Annotated in this window: 11 protein-coding genes and 1 pseudogene; 3 read left to right on the forward strand and 9 right to left on the reverse strand. The window is 71.8% G+C overall.

All coding sequences use genetic code 11. The annotated features are described in order from the left end of the window. Positions 1–228: 228 nt before the first annotated feature. Both QA802_RS31750 and QA802_RS31755 read left to right on the forward strand, forming a co-directional pair. Positions 229–1,359 (forward strand): annotated as a pseudogene (locus tag QA802_RS31750) (RHS repeat-associated core domain-containing protein); the annotation flags it as partial. Positions 1,360–1,389: 30 nt separating this feature from the next. Further along, a complete protein-coding gene (locus QA802_RS31755; RefSeq protein WP_334535000.1) occupies positions 1,390–2,007 on the forward strand; it encodes a polymorphic toxin-type HINT domain-containing protein in 618 nt (205 codons plus the stop codon). Between the two features lie 89 nt (positions 2,008–2,096). Here the strand turns inward: QA802_RS31755 and QA802_RS31760 are convergent, their stop codons facing one another. The 6 genes from QA802_RS31760 to QA802_RS31785 form a co-directional block, all read right to left on the reverse strand. Next, entirely contained in the window at positions 2,097–2,477 is a 381-nt protein-coding gene (locus QA802_RS31760) for a hypothetical protein (RefSeq protein ID WP_334529847.1), read from the reverse strand. 350 nt (positions 2,478–2,827) lie between these two features. Then, a complete protein-coding gene (locus QA802_RS31765; RefSeq protein ID WP_334529849.1) occupies positions 2,828–5,398 on the reverse strand; it encodes a GmrSD restriction endonuclease domain-containing protein in 2,571 nt (856 codons plus the stop codon). Positions 5,399–5,503: 105 nt separating this feature from the next. Next, complete coding sequence (locus QA802_RS31770; RefSeq protein ID WP_334529851.1) at positions 5,504–7,798, reverse strand: UvrD-helicase domain-containing protein; 2,295 nt, start codon at positions 7,796–7,798, stop codon at positions 5,504–5,506. Beyond that, positions 7,795–14,730, reverse strand: a complete 6,936-nt coding sequence (locus tag QA802_RS31775) for a DEAD/DEAH box helicase (protein ID WP_334529854.1) — start codon at positions 14,728–14,730, stop codon at positions 7,795–7,797. Before QA802_RS31775 ends, QA802_RS31770 begins: the two co-directional genes overlap by 4 nt. 101 nt (positions 14,731–14,831) lie before the next feature. Continuing rightward, positions 14,832–15,224 carry a hypothetical protein gene (locus tag QA802_RS31780; protein ID WP_334529857.1) on the reverse strand — a complete coding sequence of 131 codons (393 nt, stop codon included), beginning with the start codon at positions 15,222–15,224 and terminating at the stop codon, positions 14,832–14,834. Positions 15,225–15,330: 106 nt separating this feature from the next. Then, positions 15,331–15,495 carry an AAA family ATPase gene (locus tag QA802_RS31785; RefSeq protein ID WP_334529860.1) on the reverse strand — a complete coding sequence of 55 codons (165 nt, stop codon included), beginning with the start codon at positions 15,493–15,495 and terminating at the stop codon, positions 15,331–15,333. Positions 15,496–15,761: 266 nt separating this feature from the next. Here QA802_RS31785 and QA802_RS31790 point away from each other — a divergent pair, with 266 nt between their 5' ends. Then, on the forward strand, positions 15,762–16,817 hold the full coding sequence (locus QA802_RS31790; RefSeq protein WP_334529862.1) for a beta family protein: 1,056 nt from the start codon (positions 15,762–15,764) through the stop codon (positions 16,815–16,817). A gap of 47 nt (positions 16,818–16,864) precedes the next feature. On the opposite strand, the gene QA802_RS31795 is transcribed toward QA802_RS31790, so the two are convergent. From QA802_RS31795 to QA802_RS31805, 3 genes are all read right to left on the reverse strand, one after another. Beyond that, positions 16,865–20,755 (reverse strand): caspase, EACC1-associated type, encoded by a 3,891-nt coding sequence (locus QA802_RS31795; protein ID WP_334529864.1) that lies wholly within the window; start codon positions 20,753–20,755, stop codon positions 16,865–16,867. A 6-nt stretch (positions 20,756–20,761) separates the two neighbouring features. After that, complete coding sequence (locus QA802_RS31800; RefSeq protein WP_334529867.1) at positions 20,762–21,145, reverse strand: effector-associated constant component EACC1; 384 nt, start codon at positions 21,143–21,145, stop codon at positions 20,762–20,764. A 145-nt stretch (positions 21,146–21,290) separates the two neighbouring features. Then, a complete protein-coding gene (locus QA802_RS31805) occupies positions 21,291–21,761 on the reverse strand; it encodes an ATP-binding protein (RefSeq protein ID WP_334529870.1) in 471 nt (156 codons plus the stop codon). Between the last annotated feature and the right edge of the window lie 83 nt (positions 21,762–21,844).

A 21,844-nucleotide genomic window follows, 5' to 3' on the forward strand; every position in this document is an offset into this window, starting at 1 on the left:
CGGGGATCCGGTGCTATAAGGCGTCGCCGATGTTTGCGACCGCCGGTCGCAAGGACGGCCGCCACATCGGCGTGGCGCCCTTGGATAGGCCGCCGAAGCCGTTGCGGTTCCCGGTCGTCCCGGGGGCAACTGCCACGTGGGCCGGGTCGGACTTCTCGCGGTCGGTGCCGAAGTTGCGATCTTCGGTCGCCCCAAGGACGACCGTCGCCACCGTGATATCCGGTCGACCGCACGTACACCCGTGACGGCGACGGCACCGTGGTGATGTCCGACGCGGTCACCGAGTCCGTGCAGGGCCAGACGACCAGCCACGCCGGCTGGTCGGACCAGAGCTGCCGGTACGACGCCGCCGGCCGCCTCACCCAGGTCGACGACACGGTGGAGACGGTCTGCACCCGGCGCACCTACGGCTTCGACAAGCATGCCAACCGCACGTCTCTGACCACGTCCGCCGCGGCCCCCGGTCTGGACTGCCCCACCTCCGGAGGAACCAGCAAGACCTCGACGTTCGACAGTGCCGACCGCATCACCGACTCGGGTTACGTGTACGACGCCTTCGGCCGCACCAGCGCCCTGGCGGGCGGCGTGAGCGTCGGCTACTACACCAACGATCTCGCCTACCAGCAGACCAGCGGCACCAAGCGGCAGACCTGGACCTTCGACGCGGCACTGCGCTTCCGCGCGTGGACGGTGGAGACCAACAGCGGCGGCACATGGTCGCCCACCGAGAACAAGCTCAACCACTACGACGGCGACAACGACAATCCGCGGTGGATCGTCGAGAACACCGCCACCGGTGCCCTGACCCGCAACGTGGGCTCCCTGTCCGGGAACCTCGGCGCGGTCACCAGCGCCACCGGTGACACCGTGCTCCAGTTCACCGACATCCACGGCGACGTGGCGCTCCAGCTCCCGCTCAACGCGGGCGAGGCGCCGGTCGTCCTGGACACCGACGAGTACGGCAACCCGCGCGACCGTCAGCAGGCCGTGCGCTACGGCTGGCTGGGCGGAAAGCAGCGCTCCAGCGAGACAGTGGCCGGCTACACCCTCATGGGCGTACGCCAGTACAACCCCGCCACCGGCCGCTTCCTGTCGGTCGACCCCCAGCACGGGGGCAACGCCAACGCCTACGAGTACTGCTCGGCCGACCCAGTCAACTGCTTCGACCTCGACGGCAAATGGGGCTGGAAGAAGATCTTCAAGAGGGCCAAACGCTGGGCCTGGCACAACAAGTGGGACATCGCGCTCACCGCGGCGGGCTTCATCCCCGGCCTCGGTACCGCCGCGTGGGGCTACCGCGCCTACCGCGGCTACCGTGCCCTGCGAGCGGCCCGCACCATCGCCCGCAGTTGCCGCCGGAACTCCTTCCTGCCCGAGACGCCGGTCGTCATGGCCGACGGCAGCACCAAGCCGATCAGCCAGGTCGAGGTCGGAGACCTGGTCCAGGCGGTGGACGAGATCACCGGTGAGACCTCGATCTCCCCGGTCGCAGACGTGATCACCGGTCACGGCACCAAGGACCTCGTCACCTTGTCCGTGGACGCGGACGGCGACGGCACGTCGAAGAAGATCACCGCGACCGCCAACCACCCGTTCTTCGTCCAGGGCTGCGGATGGGTCGACGCGGTCCAGCTGAACCCGGGCTCACGCCTGTCGAACCCCAGCGGGACCGCACCGAAGGTCACGGCCACCAGCCGCACGCAGGCGGTCCGCACCGTCTTCAACCTGACCGTCGCCGGCACCCACACCTATTACGTGGTGGCTGACGGACAGTCCGCGCTCGTCCACAACTGCGCCCGGTACATCCCCAAGAAGCGCAACGTACTGAACTGGTGGCATCCCACCCGATTCAGCAGCAAGGGTGCTGCGATCCGCCACGCCAAGCAGGTAGCGCGAACCGGAGGCCGCTGCCGATACCGGGGCCCCTGCGGCTCCGGCAACCACGTGCATGTCGACTTCATCAACCGATTCGGACGGATCTTCCGCACGAATCGCTACCGCTGGTGAACCCCTCGGCCATGAAGCGAAAGGAGTGACATGAAGCTCGGGGCGGTCAGCACCTGCCGACCGCCCCGACTCATGCCGTCCCTATGGCCTCAGCAGAATTCCTCGACGTACAGCAGGACACGGCCGTCCTCGGAGCGAAAGTCGAACGCCTGGTACCTCCCCGACCCGGATGCGTTCAGCTCGTCCTTGATCAGGGTCCATGCCTCCTCGCGTCCGTCGGCCGGCACGGGCCGCAGCACCTCTCCGGCGCCCTCCCCGACGATCATCTCGTCCGCGCTGCTCACCAGTCGCCTGATCAGCCGAGCGTCCAGCGGGCCCCTGCTCTTCCGCCACAGACAGCCCTGCTGGTCGACGAGTTCGCCCGCGCTCGCGGGGGAGAACTGACCGGTGGCCGGTTCAGACCCCTCCCCGGGCTCCAAGGAGGCCATCACCTCGGCGAAACTCTTGTCGGACGTTCGCTTTTTCGGCATGAGTCCAGTCTGTCAGCAGACCGTGCGCCGACGACCTGGTTCGGGGGAGGGGCCACCCGTGATGATCTCTCGGCTGGGAATCGAAGAATCGGAAATGGAGGAAAGGTATCAACCCATGACTGTCCCTGTTGCGCCGAATGAGCTCGTGGCCGCCTTGAAGGAACATGCCGGGGTGATGTCCGGACAGGACGTCGCGCCCAAAAGGGCTGTCGACGTCATGGAGCGGGTACGTGTCGCCGGTGACGGCTCGGTAACCGCAGACGCCGAGCGCATCAGCATCACGAGCCGCTGGGACTTCATCGTGACGGACCAGGAGGCATCGTCAGTTCGTCGAGGCCCGCGGCGCCGCATCAGATCACATTTCGGGCGTCCCAGCAGCCACGGAACCACGCGAGTGTCTCGGCCAGCAACTGGCGGTTGTGGTTCTCTTCCAGAAGGGAGAGACGGAAGTTGGGACGCAGTTCCAGCTTTCCCTCGGGGATGTCGACACCCTTCAGCTCGTTGAGCCGCCGCAGCAGTTCGGCGCGCAGCCCGCGGTCGGTGAACGGCTCACGCGCGGCGAGGTGCTGGAACACCACCTCGGCCGTGCCACCGCGTCCGCCGCCCGGGTAGAGCGTCAGCGGCCAGATGCCGCGGCCCGGTGCCCCGGCCTCTCCGAGCATGAGGAACGCGCTGGTGATGGCCTGCCCGGCTCCGTGGCCGACCCATCCGCCGAGCTCCTCCCAACGGGTGAGGAGGGCACGGACCGCGTCGACCGTTGCAGGGGAGTCGTCTGCCGCGAGCTGACGGAAGAACCGGTCGGCGCGCGTCTCCTCGCTCTGGCCTTGCACCGTGCGCTGTGCCGTGTCGCCGTCCGCCTGGGTGTCGTCGACGCCGGTGAGCAGGAGGGCGAGATCGTCGGCAGTGATGCGTTGGGCCGGATCGGCGGCGCCGTTGACCGTGAAGCGGAGGCCGTCCGCGGTCAACCGGGCGCGGACGTCGCCGCCCTCGCCCGGGGACGTCCAGCGGAACCCGTCGGAGACCTTGCCGTCGGAGGTGAGCACGCGATGGGCGTTGGCCACGCCCGGGGTGGCGGCCAAATGGTTCCCCACGGCCTGCGCGCCCGAACCGAGGAATGCGGCGAGGTCACCGTAGGACGTCCAGGTGCCGTGAGGCAGCGCCGCGAGTACCTGATGGGCCAGCTGCCAGTCGCGGCTGCGCTCTGCCCGGCCGATTCCGCGCAGTGGGGCCGGCCACAGTGAGATCGCCCGCTCCGCGAGATCGTCGGCGCGGGCCAGAATCTCCTGCGCGCCCCACCGGTCGGTGGCGGCGATGCGTCGGTTCATCTCCAGGTGGCTGCCCTTGAGCAGGTCCTGCTTGCGCTCGAACGGGTGGTTGGACAGTTCCGAGTTGACCGCCGTGAGGGTCAGGTTGCCGAGCGTATGCCGGAGCCGCGCGTGCAACTCCTCGGCGGTTTCCGTAGCGGCCGCGTCCTCGCTCAGCATCCGCATCCACTCGTCCCCCGCGGACTGGGGCAGCACGTGTTCGATCGTGAGCTGCGCGGAGGCGAAGTCCACCGGTTCGGGGTGCCCATGGCTTTCCTCCAGCCGCTGGAGCACCATCTTGCGCTGGTGCCACCGCCCGTACTGGTAGAAGGGCGCGCTCCGGATCTTCCCGCGCAACTCGTCGTCGTCCGGCCAGAAGCGATTGTCCGCGGAGAGCAACTGATGCAGTCCGTCGGCCACGGGTACATCCAGCGGCAGCTGTCCGGGCACGGCCTGAAAAACGCGATTGAGGTTGTTCGTCGGCACCCGGCAGATCATCCGGCGCACCAGGAAGCTCTCGATGTACGACATCGCTCGGGCGGTGTCCGAGGAGCCGATCTCTCCGCGCTCACGTCGGTCCAGCAGCAGCATCAGAGCGGGGTAGGTGACCTGGGCCTGCCAGGTGTCCAAACGGCGCAAGTGGGCACGGACGGCGGGGTCCTGCTCCTCCTCGGGGTGGAGCAGGCGACGGAACAGCGCGCCGCGGTGGTGCAAGTCCCTGATGTACGCCTCGATCTCCGCTTCGGTGATCTCGCGGCGCTCGAAGTGCTGTTGCTGAGACGCGTACAGGTCTTGACGGCGCACACGGTCGTCCCCGCCCAGCACCAACTGGAGCCACATGAGCTGTTCGAGTTCGTCGTTGCTCAGGCTGTTCTGCAGCGGCAGCCAGTAGGTCTCGTAGACGTGCTCGCCACGGGTGGGCATCCGCATGAAGAGGTAGTTGCGCAGCAGGTCGGCTTGGCTGAGCTTGAGACCGGTGTTGTTGAGGGACTCGAAGATGCGGTGGACGTTGTCGCCGCGTTCGGCGGTCACCGCGACCAGAGTGAGCCTGGACGTGATGGCCTGCTCGATGCGGAACACGTCCTGCGGGGCGGCCGGATCTTCCGCTTCGAGGAGTTTGCGGCGGAAGAAGCCGTAGGCCGTGCCGACGTTTCCGCCGCCTGCCTGTGTTCCGAGCGGACCACGGACGTGCGCGGCGAACTGTGGCCGGTCGGCCTGCGTCGGCAGCAGCCGGAAATGGTCGGTGCCGTTCTTGCGCTTGTTGATCAGGTATTCCTCGTCGATGCGCTCGGCCTCGTCCGGCTGGGCGTCCGCGATGTGGTCGCGGATCGCGGCCAGAGCGAGTGACAGCGTCGTCAGCCGCTGCTGACCGTCGACGACGAGCCATCGAGGGAACGTCGCCTCGTTCTGCGGGGAAGGCGCCAGGACGACGGAGCCCAGGAAGTGGGTGCTAGCTCCGTCCCCGGACTCCAGCAGCTCGGCCTGCTCCAGGATGTCGGCCCACAGCTGTCCGAGTTGCCGCTCGGTCCAGGAGTACGTCCGCTGATAGAGCGGCACCTGGAACTGCTGGGCCCTGCCCTGCACGAGATCGGCGAACAGGGTCTCCTTCGCCTGCATGATGTCCCCCCTGGCGAACCGTGTGTGACGACGTGCGGCAACGACCCTATGACCTCCGCCGGGGCACAGGTGGGCCAAGGCGGAAACCTGCCCCGGAGCCGGGAGTCACCTCCCGCCGCGGTCGGTCTGCGCCCACGAGCTGTCGAGGAACGGGCTGGGCCTGCCGTGCCAGAAGACGTCCACACTGTCGCGAGCCCGGGTCGCGGCCACGAAGAGCAGGGACCGGGCGCGCTGCATCTCGTGCCGGTAGCGGGCGGGTTCACGGTCACGCAGTCGGCTCACGTCCTCGCGCGGAACGAGCCCGTCGGTCACGCCCGCGATGATCATCCGCTGGTACTCCAGCCCCTTGAACCGGAACATCGTGCCGATGTGCACCCCGGTGGAGCCGTTCGGCCCGTCGGAGCGGATCTCCACCGAGTCGACGCCGTGCAGCTTCAGCGTGTACCCCAGCTCGGTCGCCATCTGATTGGTCGGGACGCACACCGCGATCCGCTCGTGCGGGACAGCCGTGTCCGGGTCCGTGTCCCACTCCGTGATCAGAGCGGCGACACCCTCCCGCTCGGCCTCCCAGTCCGGGAAGGCGTGCCCGGCCGGGAGGCCGCCGTTGAGCACGGACCGGTATCCGGCGAGGGTCTCCGTGCCGCCGTCGAGATCGTCGTACGTCGTCTCGCCCAGGACTGCGAGGGCCGAGCGCAGGATCTGCCGCGTGGTGCGGTAGCTGAGGGTCAGCTTCGCGGACCGGCCGCGGATGTTGACGCCCAGACTGCCGAGCGTCACCTGGTTCTTGTAGATGCGCTGGTGGGTGTCGCCCACCAGGAACAGGTCGTCCGACGTACGGGGGGCCATGGCGCGCAGCATCTTCCAGTGGGCGGGGCGCAGGTCCTGGGCCTCGTCCACCACGATGTGGCGGTACCGGTAGCGCAGCCGGCCTCCGGAGCCGTCCTGCAGGTGGATGTTGTCGAGGCCACCCGCTTCCTCCCGCTGCCGCGCGATGTTCCGGATGCGTTGTTCCCGGCCCATCTCCAGGCGCGCCGCGCGCTCCGCCACCTGGTCCCAGGTCTGCCGCCCGAGCCGGTCGAGCCGCTGGGCGAAGCGTTCGGCGAGCTGCCAGATCTCGGCCCGCTCGCCGCGGCCGACGCTCTTGCCGCGCCCGGCCCGCCGGGCACGGAAGTAGTCGGTGCGGCTGCCGACCGCCTGGCCGAGGATGACCTGGGTCCACTCCTCGTGCAGGAATTCCGGGTCCCAGGTGTTCTCGCCCAGTTCGTCGAGCAGTGCGCGCCACTCGCGTACGGCCTGCCCGTCGTCGATGGCCTGCTTGCCGTTGCCGGGTTCGGCCTCGCGGACGACGCGCAGCGCCAACTGGTCGACGTGACTCACGTCGACCCGGCCGAGCAGTTCCTCACCGCCCAGCTCCAGCAACCGGGAGCGCAGGTCGGCGGCGAGGTTCTTGTTGTAGGTGGTGAGCAGGACCGGCTTGTCGTGCCCCGGGGGGAGTTGCCGGACGAGGTGGCGTACCCGGTGCAGGGCGACGACGGTCTTGCCCGTGCCGGGCCCGCCTCCGACCCGTGCCGGTCCGTTGTAGCGGCGCTCGACGAGTCTGGCCTGAGTGGGGTGCAGGAAGCTCTTCCACCGGCCGAAGTCACCGCTCTCCAGGGCTCCGCGCAGGTCCTCGTCCGTGGTGGTGACGACCGTGGCCGGTCGCCGGGCGGCGGCCGCGAAGTCGTCCGGGTCGACCGGCTCGGTGGCGGCCACCGGTCGGGTCACCTGGTCGAGCACGTCGTCGTACGACGCGCCGTCGAACAGGGCGATCAGCACCTCGCCGGTCAGCTGCGGCGCGTACTCGACGAGTCCCAGCAACTGGTCCTCGGTGGTGAGCGTGCGGATGACCGGCAGCAGGGGTTCCGCGACGCCGAGTTCGGACAACTGAAGGTCGGAGAGGGCCGTGAACAGGGGCTCGGACCGCGACACCGGGGGGAGCGGTTCGGGGGCGGCCGGCGGGTGCGGTTCGGGCGTGGCGGCCGGTGCCGGGGCGGTCGCGCCGGGCAGCCTGCCCAGGACGCTGTCCTCCACCACCTCCAGATCGACGTACTCGATGCCGCCGGTGACCTGGTTGACCCCGTACGAGAGCCGGTTGTAGACGTCCTTGCGGTGCTTGACGGAGACGATCAGCCAGTCGTCGTCGGCGAGGCGCAGCAGCAGGGCCCGGTACTCGTCGTTGACGCGTGCCGACCACAACCGGTGGTCGCCCTTGAGCTGCTGGAGTTTGAGGCCGGTGGTGTGCGGGTTCGTCCTGAACTTGTGCTGGAAGTCGAAGAAGGCGCCCTTGACCGTGCGGGGCAGCTTGAGGATCTCCTTGTCGGCCCGGTCGAGCAGGCGCAGTGTGACGCCGGAGGTGGTCATCGCTTCGGCTCCCCGTCGCTGGTGGTGTCCTTGTTCGGGTCCCGGCCTTCGAGCCGGGCGATCAGCTCGGCGCTGTCCCAGTCGGCCGCCGTGCGGACCGTCCAGCCGGCCGCTGTGAACGCGCGCTCCTGGTCCTCGGCCTCGTAGTCCGGCTCGTCGCCGGCCGGGCGGGGGGCGCGGACCACGCCGATCAGGGCGTCCGGCCAGGCGAGATCGGCCTGCCAGCCGTGGCCGTCCAGTTCGTAGCCGTCCCGCGGGAGCGGCACCGCCGCCGAGGCCAGCGCGTGTGCGAGGGCGGCGAGCCCCGGCTCCTCCGGGTCCAGCAGCTCGATGACCTGGTCCCAGCCGGGGTCCCGGCCGTGGTCCGTGCGGCCGCGCTGCTCCGCCGCATCCGCTTCCCGCGCGGCGGTGTCGTCGGCGGGGACGGCGGGGACGGCCGGTACGGCGGCGGCTTCCACGGCGGAGGGCTCCTCCGCGGGCCGGGGCGCCGGGATGCGCGCGGAGGACAACCAGCCCTCTCCGCCGGTCACGGTGAGGACCTCGGGGTCGAAGCCGTCGAGCATGCCCGATGTCAGCTGCGCGCTGTCACCGCCGCCGTGTTCGAGGAACTGCAGCACATTGCCCCACCAGAGCCAGGCGCGCCAGCGCCGCTTGTGAGCCGGCCCTTCCTCCAGGGCCGCGGCGCTGTCGTCGAGCACGGCCAGTCCCGTCCACACGGGCGGGGTCCGCCTGCCGTCGGCGGCCAGCACCAGGCGGCAGCCCGAGGCGTCGGAGCCGTACAGCATCCGCACCGGCCCGGCGGCCCCGGCGGCTACGCCTTCGCGCAGCGCCTCCCGGATGCCCGCTGCGGCCTCGGCGCCGGTGAGGGCGGCGCCACGGATCCCGGTGGCCCCGCTCATGCCCGCGGCCACCGCTTCCGCCCGCCGTCGCCAGCGTTCGGGATCGGGCGAGCGCAGGTAGGCCAGCAGCATCCGGGCCGGGTTGACCCACATGGTCTCGGCGAGTTCGCCGGGCAGCCCGCGGCCCACCCGGTCGTAGTAGTCGCGGGCGCGTTGTCGGCCGGTGGTGTCGTAGGGCGTCCACACGGAGATGTCCGCGTCGGTCCCCGCGTACCCGGAGTCGTTGATCCGGCGGCGCCACGCCATCACGTCGTGGTAGGTCAGCTGGAACACCCGCAGCCCGTCGGCCCGGAGCCGGGTGCGCTTCACGGCGTCGTCCGCGAGCCGGTTGTGTTCGCGGGTGGCGTGGTACGCGTAGCCGTCGAGGTACAGCGCGACGCGCGGACTCGGGGAGTCCAGCCGCTCCAGGAGTATGTCGGGCCGGGTGCCGTCCAGCGCGCGCTGCTGGGAGACGCGCCAGCTGACGGTGGAGCCGTCCGGTGCCGTGAGCCGCAGGTCCAGGGCGTAGGTGCCGGCCGAGGTGGTGTAGGCGTCCGCCGCGGCCTTGGATTCCGGGAGCTTGGCCCAGTCCCGCAACGTCTCGACGAACAAGACCTCGAGGTCGCTCTCGGCCTGCCGCTGAATCGGGATGTCCTGGGTGGTCCTGACCCGTGAGGTGCGCCAGCGTTCTCCTTCGGCGCCCAGGAGTTCGTCCAGCATCTGCCGGACCTCGTTGCGGCTGACCTTGTCGTAGTCGGCGGCCGGCACCCGCCGCAGCAGGCACTGGTGGCAGCCGTCCATGCCCTTCTCCTGGCACGGGCAGTGCTCGATGACGTCCCGTGCCCGGAGCAGTACCTCCCGGAAGCCGTCCGCGGAGGCCAGCCGGTGCAGGTAGCCGGTGCCGCCGGGCAGCCGGTCGTAGACGACCAGGAAGCGCCGGGGCCAGTCGGTCTCCGGGTCGCCCGCGTCGTCGGGCATGGTCGCCTCGGCGATGTCGATGTGGTCGGGATCGCCGCCGTAGCGGGCGGCGATCCCCGCGAACAGGGCGGCGGTGAACGACGCGAGGCGCTCCTTGAAGCGGGCCACCGAGGCGGGCAGCAGGATGCGGACGGCCTCGGTGGTCAGTTCGTGGGCCAGCAGCAGGGGCACGTCCCGGCCCGCGCCCTGCGCTCCGACCGTGCTCGCCGCGGCGCCACGGATCCGACGGCGCGGGCACCACAGCAGATGGTGCGCCGAGGCCGGGGCGCTCGCCGCGCCGGACTCGGTGAGCGCGTGCTGGGGCACGTCCACCACCGGTCTGCCGTCGGCCGTCGCGCCGCCGCAGGAGGTGCAGACGTAGAAGGGGTTGAGGCGGACGTCCTCCCCGGCGAGCGGCACCGTGCTGCTGCCGTCCTCGCGGTCGAGGCCCAGGTTCAGGGTCCGGATCGTGGCGTGACGCGTGAAGTCCACGCCGAACACGGCCCCGTCGTGCCGCCAGGATCCGGGAACGAGACGGTCGGGGTCGATGTCGACGGTGGTGAGGGTCGCGTAGTGCCTGCGGTCGCGTTCGTCGCGGTCGTCGCGCACCCGGGCGTCCTCGCGCCTGTCGCGGGACAGCACACGCCGGGGACGCAGCACGTACTGCACGCAGCCCGCGTCGGCGATCTCCCGGCCGCGGCAGCGCGGGCACGGCGTCGTGTCGCGCTCGGCGTTCTCGGTCCGCACGTAGCCGCAGGCGGGACAGAGCCGCCACACCGACCAGGAGCGCCGGTCGGGGCCGCCGATGTCGAGGGCGCGGACCACGTGCCGGTAGCCGTTGACGTAGAAGCTGTTGCCGGGGGCGAGTTCGGTCAGGGCCAGGGTGCTGGACCGTTCGTAGTCCCGGGTCTCGCTGCGGTACACCTTGGCCGCGGCCGGCCGGGCCCCCTCCTCCTGCGGGCCGTCCTCCTCGTCGGGGGTCTGAGACCAGTACAGCGTGGCTTCCAGCCGGGTGGTGGTGTCCGTCAGGCTGTAGTTCGGCAGCAGGCCGAGGTCCACCAGGGTGGCGTGAGCGGCGGACTGGCTCAGTTCCCGCAGCAGGTCCCCGGCGGCACGGCGCTCGGCCAGCAGTTCGCGCCGCTCCCGCTCCTGCGTGTCGTCGGACGAGGCGAGCTGCCCGGCCGCCTCGTCGATCGCCGCGATTCTGCGGCGCACCTCCTCGCGCCGGCCGGTCCAGTCCTCCTCCGCCTCCTGAAGCACCCGGACGATTCCGCCGGTCGCGTACGCGCGCAGTTCGTCCGCCGCGTGCTCCGAGACGCCCTCCATGTCGGTGTCCTGGCCGTCGCCGGCGGGGAACAGCGCGAGGAAGTCCTCCACGAGGCGCGTCCCGTGTGTCTGCGCGGCGTCCGCGAGATCCTGGCACCATCCGCCGGTGCCGAACAGGGCGGACGACAGCCGGGGCACGGGCGGGAGGGTTTCGCCGTCCGAGGTCCGCAGTTCCCCGCGGGCCGCCAGGTCCAAGAGCCGGGCTGTGTACTGGCGGCGCAGGATCTCCACGGCCGACAGGTAGCAGCCGGGCGGCAGGATGGTCCCGGCGATCATCTCGCGTGGCTGGTCCAGGTAGTACAGGTCGCGTGCCCGGCGTCCGCCGAAAGCGACCACCAGCGCGTTGCCGGTGCGTCGTCCGGCCCGCCCCGCCCGCTGCACGTAGTTGGCCGGACCGGCGGGCAGGGAGCCGAGCAGGACGGCCGACAGGTCGCCGATGTCGATGCCGAGTTCCAGGGTGGGGGTGCACGCCAGGACGTTGGGGTCGGTGTAGTGCGTGCCCGCCTTGAAGGCGCGCTCGACGCGCTCCCGTTCGGGACGGCTCAGCATGCCGGTGTGCTCGGCCGTCACCACGCGGAACGTGCCGCCCGTCAGGTAGAGGCGCCGGTAGTAGTCCCGGCGGTAGTCCCGCTCCCGCACGGGCCGTTCGGGGCGGAGGCCTTCGACTCCGGTGGTGGAGATGTCGGGCTGCGGCGCGGTGAGGCGTCCCTTGCACCGATAGCGGGGGCAGGGGTGGCCGTACCAGCGGGTGCGCCGCTCGGGGACGACGACCTGCTGCCAGCCGCAGTCCTCGCAGGCGACGAAGGCCTTGTTGACGACGGCGTCGTCGAGCAGTCGTACCTGGATGTGACCGGGCTGGAGCCCGTACACCCGGGTCTGACGGTCGCGGCTGGTGCGCGCCGACAGGACACCGGCGTCGGCGAGGTGGGGCAGCAGTCTGCGCAGGTACTCGGTCGCGCCGGCGGCGTCCAGGTCCAGACATCGGCGGGTCCAGTCCTGGTACCAGCCCAGCCGTCCGGTGACCGCGTCGAACTCGGACCCGTCCTTCTGTCCGTCCAGCAGGAACCGCGGCGGAGCGACGCCCTCGGGGAAGGCGGGCATGCCGTCGGGTCTGCGCCCGGAGATGAGGTAGCGGTTGACGCCGGCTTCCTTGATCCAGGTGTCGAGCCAGCGGTGCCGCACCGCGCCGCGCTGCCGCAGCCGCTCCAGCAGACCCCGGAGGTAGGCGAGATAGCGCTCGGGTGTGGGCAGCCCGCCCACGGCCAGCAGCTGGCCGGGCAGGGCCAGGTGAACGTCCCGGGCGAGGTCGGTGACTCCGTCGGGGTCGGCCACCGTCACCTCGGCCGCCGCGGTCCGGGTCAGTTCCAGGGTGCGGCCCATGCGGCTGCGCAGCCCGAACTCCATGACGGTCGCGAAGGCCAGCCGCTCGCCGATCAGCCTCCAGGTGCGCGCGTCGCCCGTGCCCCGGCCGGACAGCAGCCGGTCGACGCCCGGCTCGTCGTGGAGGTCGGGGGGCACGACGGCGGCCAGCGCCTCGGGATCGTCCACCGACTCCAGGACCAGCCCGATCAGGTCGTTGAGCGCCGTCGGAGCCCCGGATTCGTCCAGGTTGTGCGCGAGCAGCGAGCGCAGGGAGAACTTGTACGAGGCGTTCGCGACGTATCCCGCCCGGTGTGCCGCGTCCTGGGTGGAGTCGTTGAACAGCAGCGTCTTGCGTTCTTCCGGGACGAGCGCGATGTCGCCGCCGGTGAACAGCTGGGTGACCGTCGCCGAGGCGAGGGCCGCCTGGGCGGTACCGAGGAAGCGGATGCTGTTGTCGGTGTGGCAGGCCGGGCACCGGTCGTCCTTCGCGGCCCGGTCGGCGCTCTTGCGGTCGAGCACGGCCAGCGCGAACCAGGCGTCGATCAGTTCCCCGTCGTCCGCGGGGGTGGGCAGTCGGTAGGCGCCCCGTGAGCCGTCCAGGACGACGACGGACAGCGGGTCGACGCCGCCGTCCGAGGGCCGGGCCCCGGTGAGCGCGTCGAGGGTCTGCCGTCGCTCACCTGGCGTGGCGGCGATGAAGTAGCGCAGGCGCCGCTTGTCCCGGCCGACACCGGCCCGCCAGATGCGGTCCTGCGCGGTGACGAGCTGCTGCGGATCGGCCTCGGGGGACAGCGCGGCCCATCCGGAGCGTCCGCAGGTGCGGCAGTACACGGCCGGAAGGTGCACCTGGGCGGGGCGCGGGGCGGTGTCGGCGCCCGGCAGGGGCTGTGGCCGGCGGCTCGACGCGTACGACGGCATGCTTGCGGAGGAGGCGTCCGCGTCCTCCTCGCCGGGCGGCCCGGCGTTGAGCGCCTCCCGGCGGGCGGCGGTCCGGTCGTCCTCGTACCAGCGGAACTCGGGGGCCGGTCCGACTCCGCGCAGCACGCGGGTCACGGGCCGCACCCACAGGTGCGCCTCGATGTGCAGCAGCGGCCGGGGGCTGCGCTCGTCGGAGTCCGGGTCGCGGGCGGCGGACAGGAGTGCCACGAACCGGGAGAGCGCCTGGAGCGCCAGCCGGGGGTTCTCGCGCGCGGTGCGGCCCCAGGCGTACCCGAACCGGGGGCCGAGCCGGTCGCGCAGCGTCCATTCGTCCAGTGGTTCGCCGTCGAGCAGCGACAGCACGCCGAGGGTGAAGTCGTGGCGCTTCAGCATCCGTCCGACGCGGAAGACGTCCAGGCCGCTGCGGCCCAGCAGCCGGGTGGCGAGCGCGTCCAGGTCCAGCAGGTCGGGCCGTGCCTCGACGTCCGGCCCGCCGGACACCGCGACGACCTCCTGCGGGCTCGGCGGTTCGGGCAGCTCGTAGTCGACGGCGCCGGTGAACTCGTCGGCGGTCATCCGCTCCTCGCCGACGACCGCGTCCGCGGGGAACGGCATGCCGAAGACCCGCGCCGCCACGTCGAGGACGCCCCCGGCCTCCTTGCCGGGCGCTCCCTCGCCGAGGGTCGCCGAGGTCGCCACCGGGCAGATCGACCCCAGGGGCCGACCGGGCCTGGCCGCGCCGGTGGCGGCGGCGAGCCTGCGCAGCAGCATCGCCACGTCGGTGCCCTGCGCGCCGTCGTACGTGTGGAACTCGTCCAGCACGACGTACGCGGGCTCGGCGCCCTCCCACAGCCCCCGGTCCTCGCCGCGCTGGAGCAGCAGATCGAGCATCTTGTAGTTGGTGATCAGTACGTCGGGCGGTGACAGACGCATCTCCTCGCGCCGCGTCATCACCCGCCGGAAGTCGGTGTCGGGCCGGTCGCCGATGTACAGCCCCGCCGTGACCTGGGCCAGCTCCGGACGCGCCAGGTACTCGGCGATGCGTCCCGCCTGGTCGGTGGCGAGCGCGTTCATGGGGTAGAGCAGCACCGCCTTGATCCCGCGCACGCCCTCGGCCTTCCGCCGTCGGCAGTGGTCCAGCACGGGGACCAGGAAGGACTCGGTCTTGCCGGATCCGGTGCCGGTGGTCACCAGCGTCGGCCGGGCGGGCCCGTGCAGGGTGGACAGCCGGGCCCACGCCTTGGCCTGATGCCGCCACGGAGCGAACCCGGGGAACCCCGCGGACCACTCCACGTCCCGTCGCCAGCCGTCGCCGGCGACGTGGAACGGTGTCCGGATCCGCAGGTAGGGGCCGCGGAAGATGCCGGTCTCGGGGTGCCCGAGGAAGCGTTCCAGGGCGCCGCGGGTGGTCTCGTCGGCGAGGGCGTACGTCGTCGTGAGGTACTGCGTGAGACTGCCGCGCAGCTGCGCGGCGGCCATGGTGGGCTTCACGACGGTCCCCCTTGCGATGCCGTGCCCTGGTGATCGGTACCACCGTATAGCGGTGACCGACAGGCCGGGTGTTCGGTGTCCGGCCTGGTCAGCCGCCCTGGCTACTGCCAGCCCGCCAGTTCGTCGGCGAAGTCGCGGAACGAGCGGTTGTTGCCGCTGGGGCGCGCGCTCACGTGGCCGTGCCGGACAGCCTCGTCCATGATCTTCGGAGAGTGGGATTCCCGGTAGGTCGGCTTTCCGAGATGCCTCTTCAAGTGCTCTTTCGGGTCCGGCAGGAGACCCAGGTCGCGGCGACAGTCCTGGGGACGCATAGCCCAGCCCCGGTTCACTTTGGGAAAGGCGTCCGGGAACTGCATCAGCCACGCCTCCATCTCGACCGCGGCCAAGGCCAGGGCGGAGTTGCAGGGGAGCCCCGCGCGAAGTTGTGCTGTGACCCGGTCGCGGACTCTGTCGTAGCCCTGGTCGGCCACGGCGTCCAGGTCGGCGTGCACCACGATGCCGACCAGCTCGGCATCGCAGTCCTCGGCCTTGGCCAGCGCATGCTTGCGGATCGTCTCGATCCGGGGACTCAGCTGGTTGATGGCCGCCGCCAGTTTGATCTCATCTCCGATCTCCTCGATCTTCGGGCAGGTCCAGGGATTGCAGCACGTTGGACTTGCCGGCCGCGTTCGGGCCGGACAGGACGGTCAGCGCGCCCAGTGGCAGCTTCACGTCGGTGAGGGTGCGGAAGTTCCGCACGGTCAGACCGAGTATCCGGTGGTTCACGCCTCGCGCCCGGCCAGCGAACTGGTCGGCGCACGGCGGACGGTCCCGAGGCGTGCCGCTGAGTGCCGCTCAGTTCCCCATGTGCATCGTCCACTTGGCGCGTCCGACCACCGAGCATCACGAAGCGTACAACTTGCGTCACACCGTCACCAGGTGGTTGAACACATCGGCCACGCGGGCTGAAATCGCTCTCTTTTCAACTGCTCCGAGGCGAACGGACCCTGGTGGGAAGGGATGCGCACGGACGGTGCCGAGGGGGAGCCGCGATGTCCGGACCGCTCTATGTTCCCGTTCTGCCGACAAAGCCGCACGCGGCCGGGGCCTGCGGGCGTCTGTGGCCGGACGTCCGGGCCGTGGTCAGGCCGCTGTGGAACCTCCCGCCGTTGCCCGGGGCAGCCCCGGAGACGCTGGCCGCGGTGGTCGGCAAGTACGCCGATCCGGTGAGTGCCGTGAGCCGGCACGGCGGATGGATCGACGCTCCCTTCGGGGAGGACGCCCAGACCGCCGCCCTCGCCGAAGCCCTGTCCGTGTACTGCGAGTTGGGGCGGCTGCGGCCGGTCACCGGGCCCGAGAGGGCCGAGGCACAGCAGGCGGCGGCCGTGGAGACGGCCCGGCGCTCCCTGCGCGGACTGGGTGTCCGGGTGCGGGTCACGGGGGAGTGGGACGGTCGCCTCGGGGAGGCGGTGCGGGGGCTGCTGGCCGGGACCGGGCCCGAGGTGCCCGTGGATCTGCTGCTCGACATGGGCGCGGTCCTCGACGACCGGCCCGACGCGGGCAAGGAGGCGCTGCGCGCCCTCGACGCGCTGATGCCGTTGGCGGTATGGCGGAGCGCCACTGTGCTCGGGGGAGGCTTTCCCCGGGTCAGCGCCGACATGCTGGAGGAAGGGCCGTGCGAGGAGTCGCGGGCGGAGTGGCGCATGTGGCACGAGGTGCGCGCGACGGGCAGGGCCTATGCTCCGCTGCTCGGTTACGGCGACTACGGGGTGCAGCCTCCGAGCGCCCTCGCGCAGGCCCCGGCGCCCGGGAGGAAGGGCGGCCCGCCCTGGGGTGTGCTGCGCTACACCACCGACAGCTCGTACGTCCTCGTCAAGACGTTGACCCGGGGAACCGACCGGATCGCCGTCAACCGCGCTGCCGCCCGCAGGATCACCGAACTGCCCGAGTTCCGGGGCGCGGGGGCCGGGCAGGGCGAGGAGTGGCTGAGCGACTGCGCGAACGGCCCCCTCTCGACCAGCGAGGGCGTGGGCGGGCCCGCGGAGTGGCTGCGGGCGGGCAACCTTCAGCACATGACGTACGTCGTGCGGAGTCTGCCCGGCGGCTGAGCGGGACGCCGGGCCCGGCCGTGCGGGCCCGGTCGCCTCACTGGGACTCAGTCGAACAGCGCGGCCAGCGCGGTCTCGCCCGCAAGGATCCGCCAGACGGGCACCCGTACCGTACGGTTCACCGGGCCGGGCTTGGCCCCGTGGCCCCCGGAGGGCAGTCCGGTGAGCAGGTCGCCTCGCGCGTGGGTGAGCCGAAGGTGCCGCGCGGGGTCTTCGCCGGGCCTCGGGCCGGGGTCGATCAGCACCGCCGTGTTCTCGCCGGCGTCGGTGAACAGCAGGTCCACCGGGTGTCCGCCCACCGGCACGGCTCGCTCCAGATCCGTGACGCCTCGTCCGGTCAGGTACCGCTGCAGGAGGTCGGCGAGGTCCTCGCGCGCTTCGCTCACCGGGCCGGGCCTGCCGGCCTCGGCCGCGGTGCCGCCGTCGCCCGCTCCCAGCGGTGCCGAGCGCGCGGCGAGGAGGGCGGGCAGCCCGCTCTGGTCGTGCCAGAAGGCGTGGCCGCCCACGGTGATCAGCTGTGACTTGGCCCGGGTGACCGCCACGTTCCACAGGTTGACCTGGCTCGCGACCCAGTGCGTGGTCCGGGGCGGTGTGTTGTGCGCCGCCACCGGGCTGAGCACCATCACGTCACGCTGTCCGCCCTGGAAGGTGTGGACGGTGCCGACCCGGACCCGGTCGTCGTCCCGCCACATCCGGGCCAGTGTCTCCTTCTGCGCCCGGAACGGCGTGACCACTCCGACCGTCGCGTCCGGCGGAAGTCCCGCCAGCAGTGCGTCGACCACGCGCCGGACGGCCTCCGCCTCCGCCGCGTTGCGCCAGGACCGCCCGTCTCCGCCGCGCGCCGACTCCCCGGACGGCACGTCGACCCAACCGAGCACCGGTGCCGGGTCCGCCGCTCCGATCGGGTCGTGCGCCGGTACCTGCCGCCGCACGTCGGTCAGCACCCGCAACCGGCCGCCGTAGCAGTGGCCGTTGACGACGTCCGCGATCCGCGGGTGGCAGCGGTAGTGCTCGTCGAGGAGCAGCGCGCCGTCGCCGTGCTGTTCGGCCGCGTGGTACGAGGAGTACACGTGGTAGGCGAGGCGGTGGTGCTCCAGTTGCGCGGCGCTCAGCCCGGCCCGCGTCCGTGCCTGCCGCTCCTGCTGCGGTGACACTCCGGGGATGTGCCCGAGCTGCATGGGGTCGCCGATGATCAGTGCCCGCCGGGCCCGGAACAGCAGCGGCAGCACCGACGGGATGGAGCACTGGCTGGCCTCGTCGATGACGACGAGGTCGAACAGCTTCGGGGTGAGTTCCAGCTGTCGCACCGAGTGGGTGCTGACGGCCCATCCCTTGATGTGGGTCATCAGGTTCTTCTGGCTGCGCTGGTAGCCGGAGTGGCGGCGGAGTGCCTGGAGCCGCTGGTTCATGAGCCCGGTGGCCCGGTCGAGGCTCTCGGCGGACAGCGCGCGGGACAGTTCCGCCGCCAGGCCGGACAGCGTCTCGGCCGTCGCCTGTCTGGAATCCTTGAGCCCTTCCTCGTCCCAGTCCCCCTGCCCGCGGACGAGTTCGCGCACCTCCCGCTCCACGGTCACGATTCCGGCCAGGGACTCCAGCAACTCGGGCGGTACCGGTCGTCCCGTCGCCCACTTGGGCCACGCCGGTCCGGCCCCCTCGGGCTGCTCCGCCCCGGCCGAGACCAGCGCGGCGAGCGCACGCCCGCGCCGCCATGCCCCCAGCTGCCACCAGCGGGCCCCGGCCGTCTTCCGCGCCCGGTCCGCCCACCGGCTCAGCGCTGCCGGGCCGTCCGCGTCCGCCGCCCAGGCCCCTTCGAGGAGGGGCAGGGCCAGCTCCAGTCCGGCGGCCCGCTCCTCCCGGTCGTGGAGCAGTTCCAGCAGCCGCGTCTCCTCACCGACGCGGTGCGCCGCCTCCGCCCGCAGCCGGTCGGCGGTACCTCGGGTGTTGCGCAGCTCGCCGCCGACGGTGGCCGATCCGCGCCGCGGTGCCGCGACCGGTTCGGCGAGCAGCCGTTCCAGTTTGGCCGCCTCCCGCTCCAGCGCGTCCTTGTTGCCCGTCCGCATCAGCAGGCCGGGCGCGATGTCGTCGCAGCGCTCGGCGACGACGTTCACGGCCTCGTTGTTCGTGGAGGCGACCAGCACCGACTGTCCCGCGGCGACGCAGGTGGTGACGACCGCCGTGACGACCTCGCTCTTGCCCGTGCCGGGCGGCCCCGTCGCCACCGTCAACGGCTGGGTCATCGCCGAGGAGATCACCTGCTCCTGGCTCTCGTTGCACGGCCCCGGGGCGACGGGTGTCACCGGGTTGGCCGGGGCCGGCGCCTGCCGGGCCCCGCTGTCCAGCAGCGCCTCCAGGGCGGTGCCCGGGATCTGGGCGGTCCGCGTGGAGATCTCCAGCAGGTTCTCCACCAGCGCCTGGGTGGCCATGGCCTCCGCACCGGACGGCACCAGCAGCACGGCCGCGTTGTGCGCGCCGGGCCGCAGTGCCTGCATGACCGTGCGCTCGCTGAGGGCCGACGGGTCCAGCGGTTCGAGTTCCGGCAGCCCCAGTTCCTCCAGCAACTCCCTTATGGCGCGCAGCATCTGGGCGTCGTTGCCCTCCTGCCAGGCCGGCTGCCAGCGGGCGACCAGGTCGGCGGCGTCGCCCGCGTCCAGGAGCTCCGAGACGACCCCGGTGTGCAGGGACGGCACGCCGCTGGGCCGGAGCACGTCCCGGCCGTCCTCGTCCGGCGCCAGCTCCATCTGCTGGACGAGCAGCGGCGCCAGCTCGACCGCCGCGCGCCGCCCCCGGCCGCCGTCCCGCGAGGGAAGGGTGATCGCCGGATACCCGTACCAGTACTCCTGCCGCGTCCCCGCCTCGGCGCCCGAGCCGGTCCGACCGTCCTGGGGCCGGGGCAGCGATCCGGGCGCGACGATGTGCGGTCCGCGGCCCGACTGGACGGTCTCCTCGCCCTGGGCCAGCAGGAAGTACTTCGTGTTCCGCCCGCCGTCCCGGTCGGGCCGCATCCCGGCCGCCGCCTGCGCGGTGAGGCAGTCCGCGTAGTACCGCAGCAGCCGCTGCGGGTCGACGCCGTCCCGTTCGTCCGCCTCGGCCAGTTCCCGGGCCTTGAGCAGCGCGGGGGAGCGCCGGGCGGCTTCGGTGGCGTCGTGGGGGAGCGCGGGAAGGCGTACGGGCCGTGCCACCGACCGGGCGAAGGGGAGGCTCCGGGTGGCCCGGATCGTGGACTTGGTGGGCCGCTGCTCCTGCGGGACGCCCTCGCGGGCCATCTGGGCGGTCAGGTAGTCGAAGAGGTCGTCCGGGGTGATCCAGCCGCCGTCCTTGATCCGGCCGTTGCGCAGCCCCTCGACGATCTCCCCGGTGAAGCGGGAAGTGCCGAGGTCCGACCCCTGCGGCGCCATCGCGGAGGCCGCCTGGAGGGCGTCGGACGCGGTGATGAAGTACACGCCGGTCGGCCGCAGCAGGGTGCTCGGCGCGGGCCGGTCCCGTTCTCCCGCCGGGCCCTTGGCGGTCCAGCCCTGGACGACGGAACCGCTGGAGCAGCAGTCCAGCAGGACCAGTTTGGAGGCGGCCCGGCAGGACTGGAGCATCCGCTCCAGGAACTCCGCCGGCACGGCCGTGCCCGGCAAGTCGGCGGGGTCGGTGTCCCGGGTCAGGAAGTACAGCTGGCCGTCCTGCTCGCAGTACTCCCCGTGCCCGCTGAAGTAGAGCAGCGCGGTCTCACTGGGCTGCCGGGCCTCCAGGAACGTCTCGACGGCGTGCAGCATCTCCGCGCGCGTCGGCTCGGCGGCCACCGCGCACTCGTTGTACATGCCGATCTCGGTGTTCTCCAGGACCGCCCGCATGTAGTGCAGATCGGCCCGCACGGCCGGGAGGTCCTGGTACGCCTCGCTGTCGTACGTGGAGACGCCGACGAGTAAGGCATGACGGTCGTTGTCGGTCATCGCCGCTCAGCCCGCCGTCGTGCCGTCGTCGCTCTCGTCCGCGAGGAACCGCTCGACCAGCGTGTCGTCCTCGCGGGCCTCCTTGCCGGTGAGGTGCAGGACGGCCCCGTCGGGCCGCTTGACCACGACGGTGCGCTGCGGGATACGCGCCAGCCACACCTGCACCAGCGCGGCGACGAACGAACCGGCGCTCAGCAGCAGCCCGACGGTCTCAGCGGTCGGGCCGCCCTTGTCGAGGCCTCCCGCCAGGCTGCCCGGTTCGGGCAGGTCCAGCGTGGCCGTGGAGTCCGCCTCGGCGAGAGCGGCGAGCAGTTCGCGTGCGTCCTTGCGGGCGCGCAGCGGGTCCTCGTCGACGACGGAGATCCGGTATCCGGTGTGGTTGTCGGGCATGGCGTTCTCGTGCTCCCCCTCGGTTCACCGGCTCCTTGCCGGGCGAACGAGACTAGCGTCCGCCACTGACACCGACGGTCCAACGCGCCCTGTCCGCCCGGCCGTTGGCGTGAACACGGTTGCCGATGGCCGGGTCGTGTGCGTCTCACGCGGGGCGCAGTTCCGCCCAGACCGTCTTGCCCGGCGCGCCGTCGCGCGGCGCGACGGCCCAGCGGGTCGCCAGCCCCGCGACGATCAGCAGACCCCGGCCGGACTCCGCGTCGCCGGGCGGTTCCAGGTCGGAGAGCACGGGGACGCGTTCGGTCCTGGTGTCGGTGACCTCGACGCGCAGGGTGTCGGTGCTGTGAGTGAGCCGGAGGTGGAAGTCCCGTCCGGCGACGTGCCCGTGCCGTACGGCGTTGGCGGCCAGTTCGGCGGTGATCAGCGTGAGCGTGTCGTTGGCCCGGCCGCCGTACGGGTGCCCCCACGCGTCGAGCCGGTGCGAGACCAGCCTGCGGGCGAGGCGCGCGCCGCGCGGGGAGGAGGTGAACGTCATCGCGAACTCGTGGAGCGGGCGGGCGGTTTCCGCCTCCGCGCCGGGGACGTGCACCCGGGGGGTGGAGATTGGGCTGTTCATGTGGCCCACGCTGCCGGTGTCGCCCTAGCGTGACCAGATACGGCGCGCACACGGAGAGTCGCTGTACGTGGCCGGTGTGCGGG

Source organism: Streptomyces sp. B21-105 (assembly GCF_036898465.1).
GTDB lineage: Bacteria > Actinomycetota > Actinomycetes > Streptomycetales > Streptomycetaceae > Streptomyces.

Bases quoted from the DNA above. Each gene is read 5' to 3' on its own strand.
- QA802_RS31755 (WP_334535000.1), top strand. From the start codon at position 1,390: ATGGCCGACGGCAGCACCAAGCCGATCAGCCAGGTCGAGGTCGGAGAC.
- QA802_RS31760 (WP_334529847.1), bottom strand. From the start codon at position 2,477: ATGCCGAAAAAGCGAACGTCCGACAAGAGTTTCGCCGAGGTGATGGCC.
- QA802_RS31765 (WP_334529849.1), bottom strand. From the start codon at position 5,398: ATGCAGGCGAAGGAGACCCTGTTCGCCGATCTCGTGCAGGGCAGGGCC.
- QA802_RS31770 (WP_334529851.1), bottom strand. From the start codon at position 7,798: ATGACCACCTCCGGCGTCACACTGCGCCTGCTCGACCGGGCCGACAAG.
- QA802_RS31790 (WP_334529862.1), top strand. From the start codon at position 15,762: ATGTCCGGACCGCTCTATGTTCCCGTTCTGCCGACAAAGCCGCACGCG.
- QA802_RS31795 (WP_334529864.1), bottom strand. From the start codon at position 20,755: ATGACCGACAACGACCGTCATGCCTTACTCGTCGGCGTCTCCACGTAC.
- QA802_RS31800 (WP_334529867.1), bottom strand. From the start codon at position 21,145: ATGCCCGACAACCACACCGGATACCGGATCTCCGTCGTCGACGAGGAC.
- QA802_RS31805 (WP_334529870.1), bottom strand. From the start codon at position 21,761: ATGAACAGCCCAATCTCCACCCCCCGGGTGCACGTCCCCGGCGCGGAG.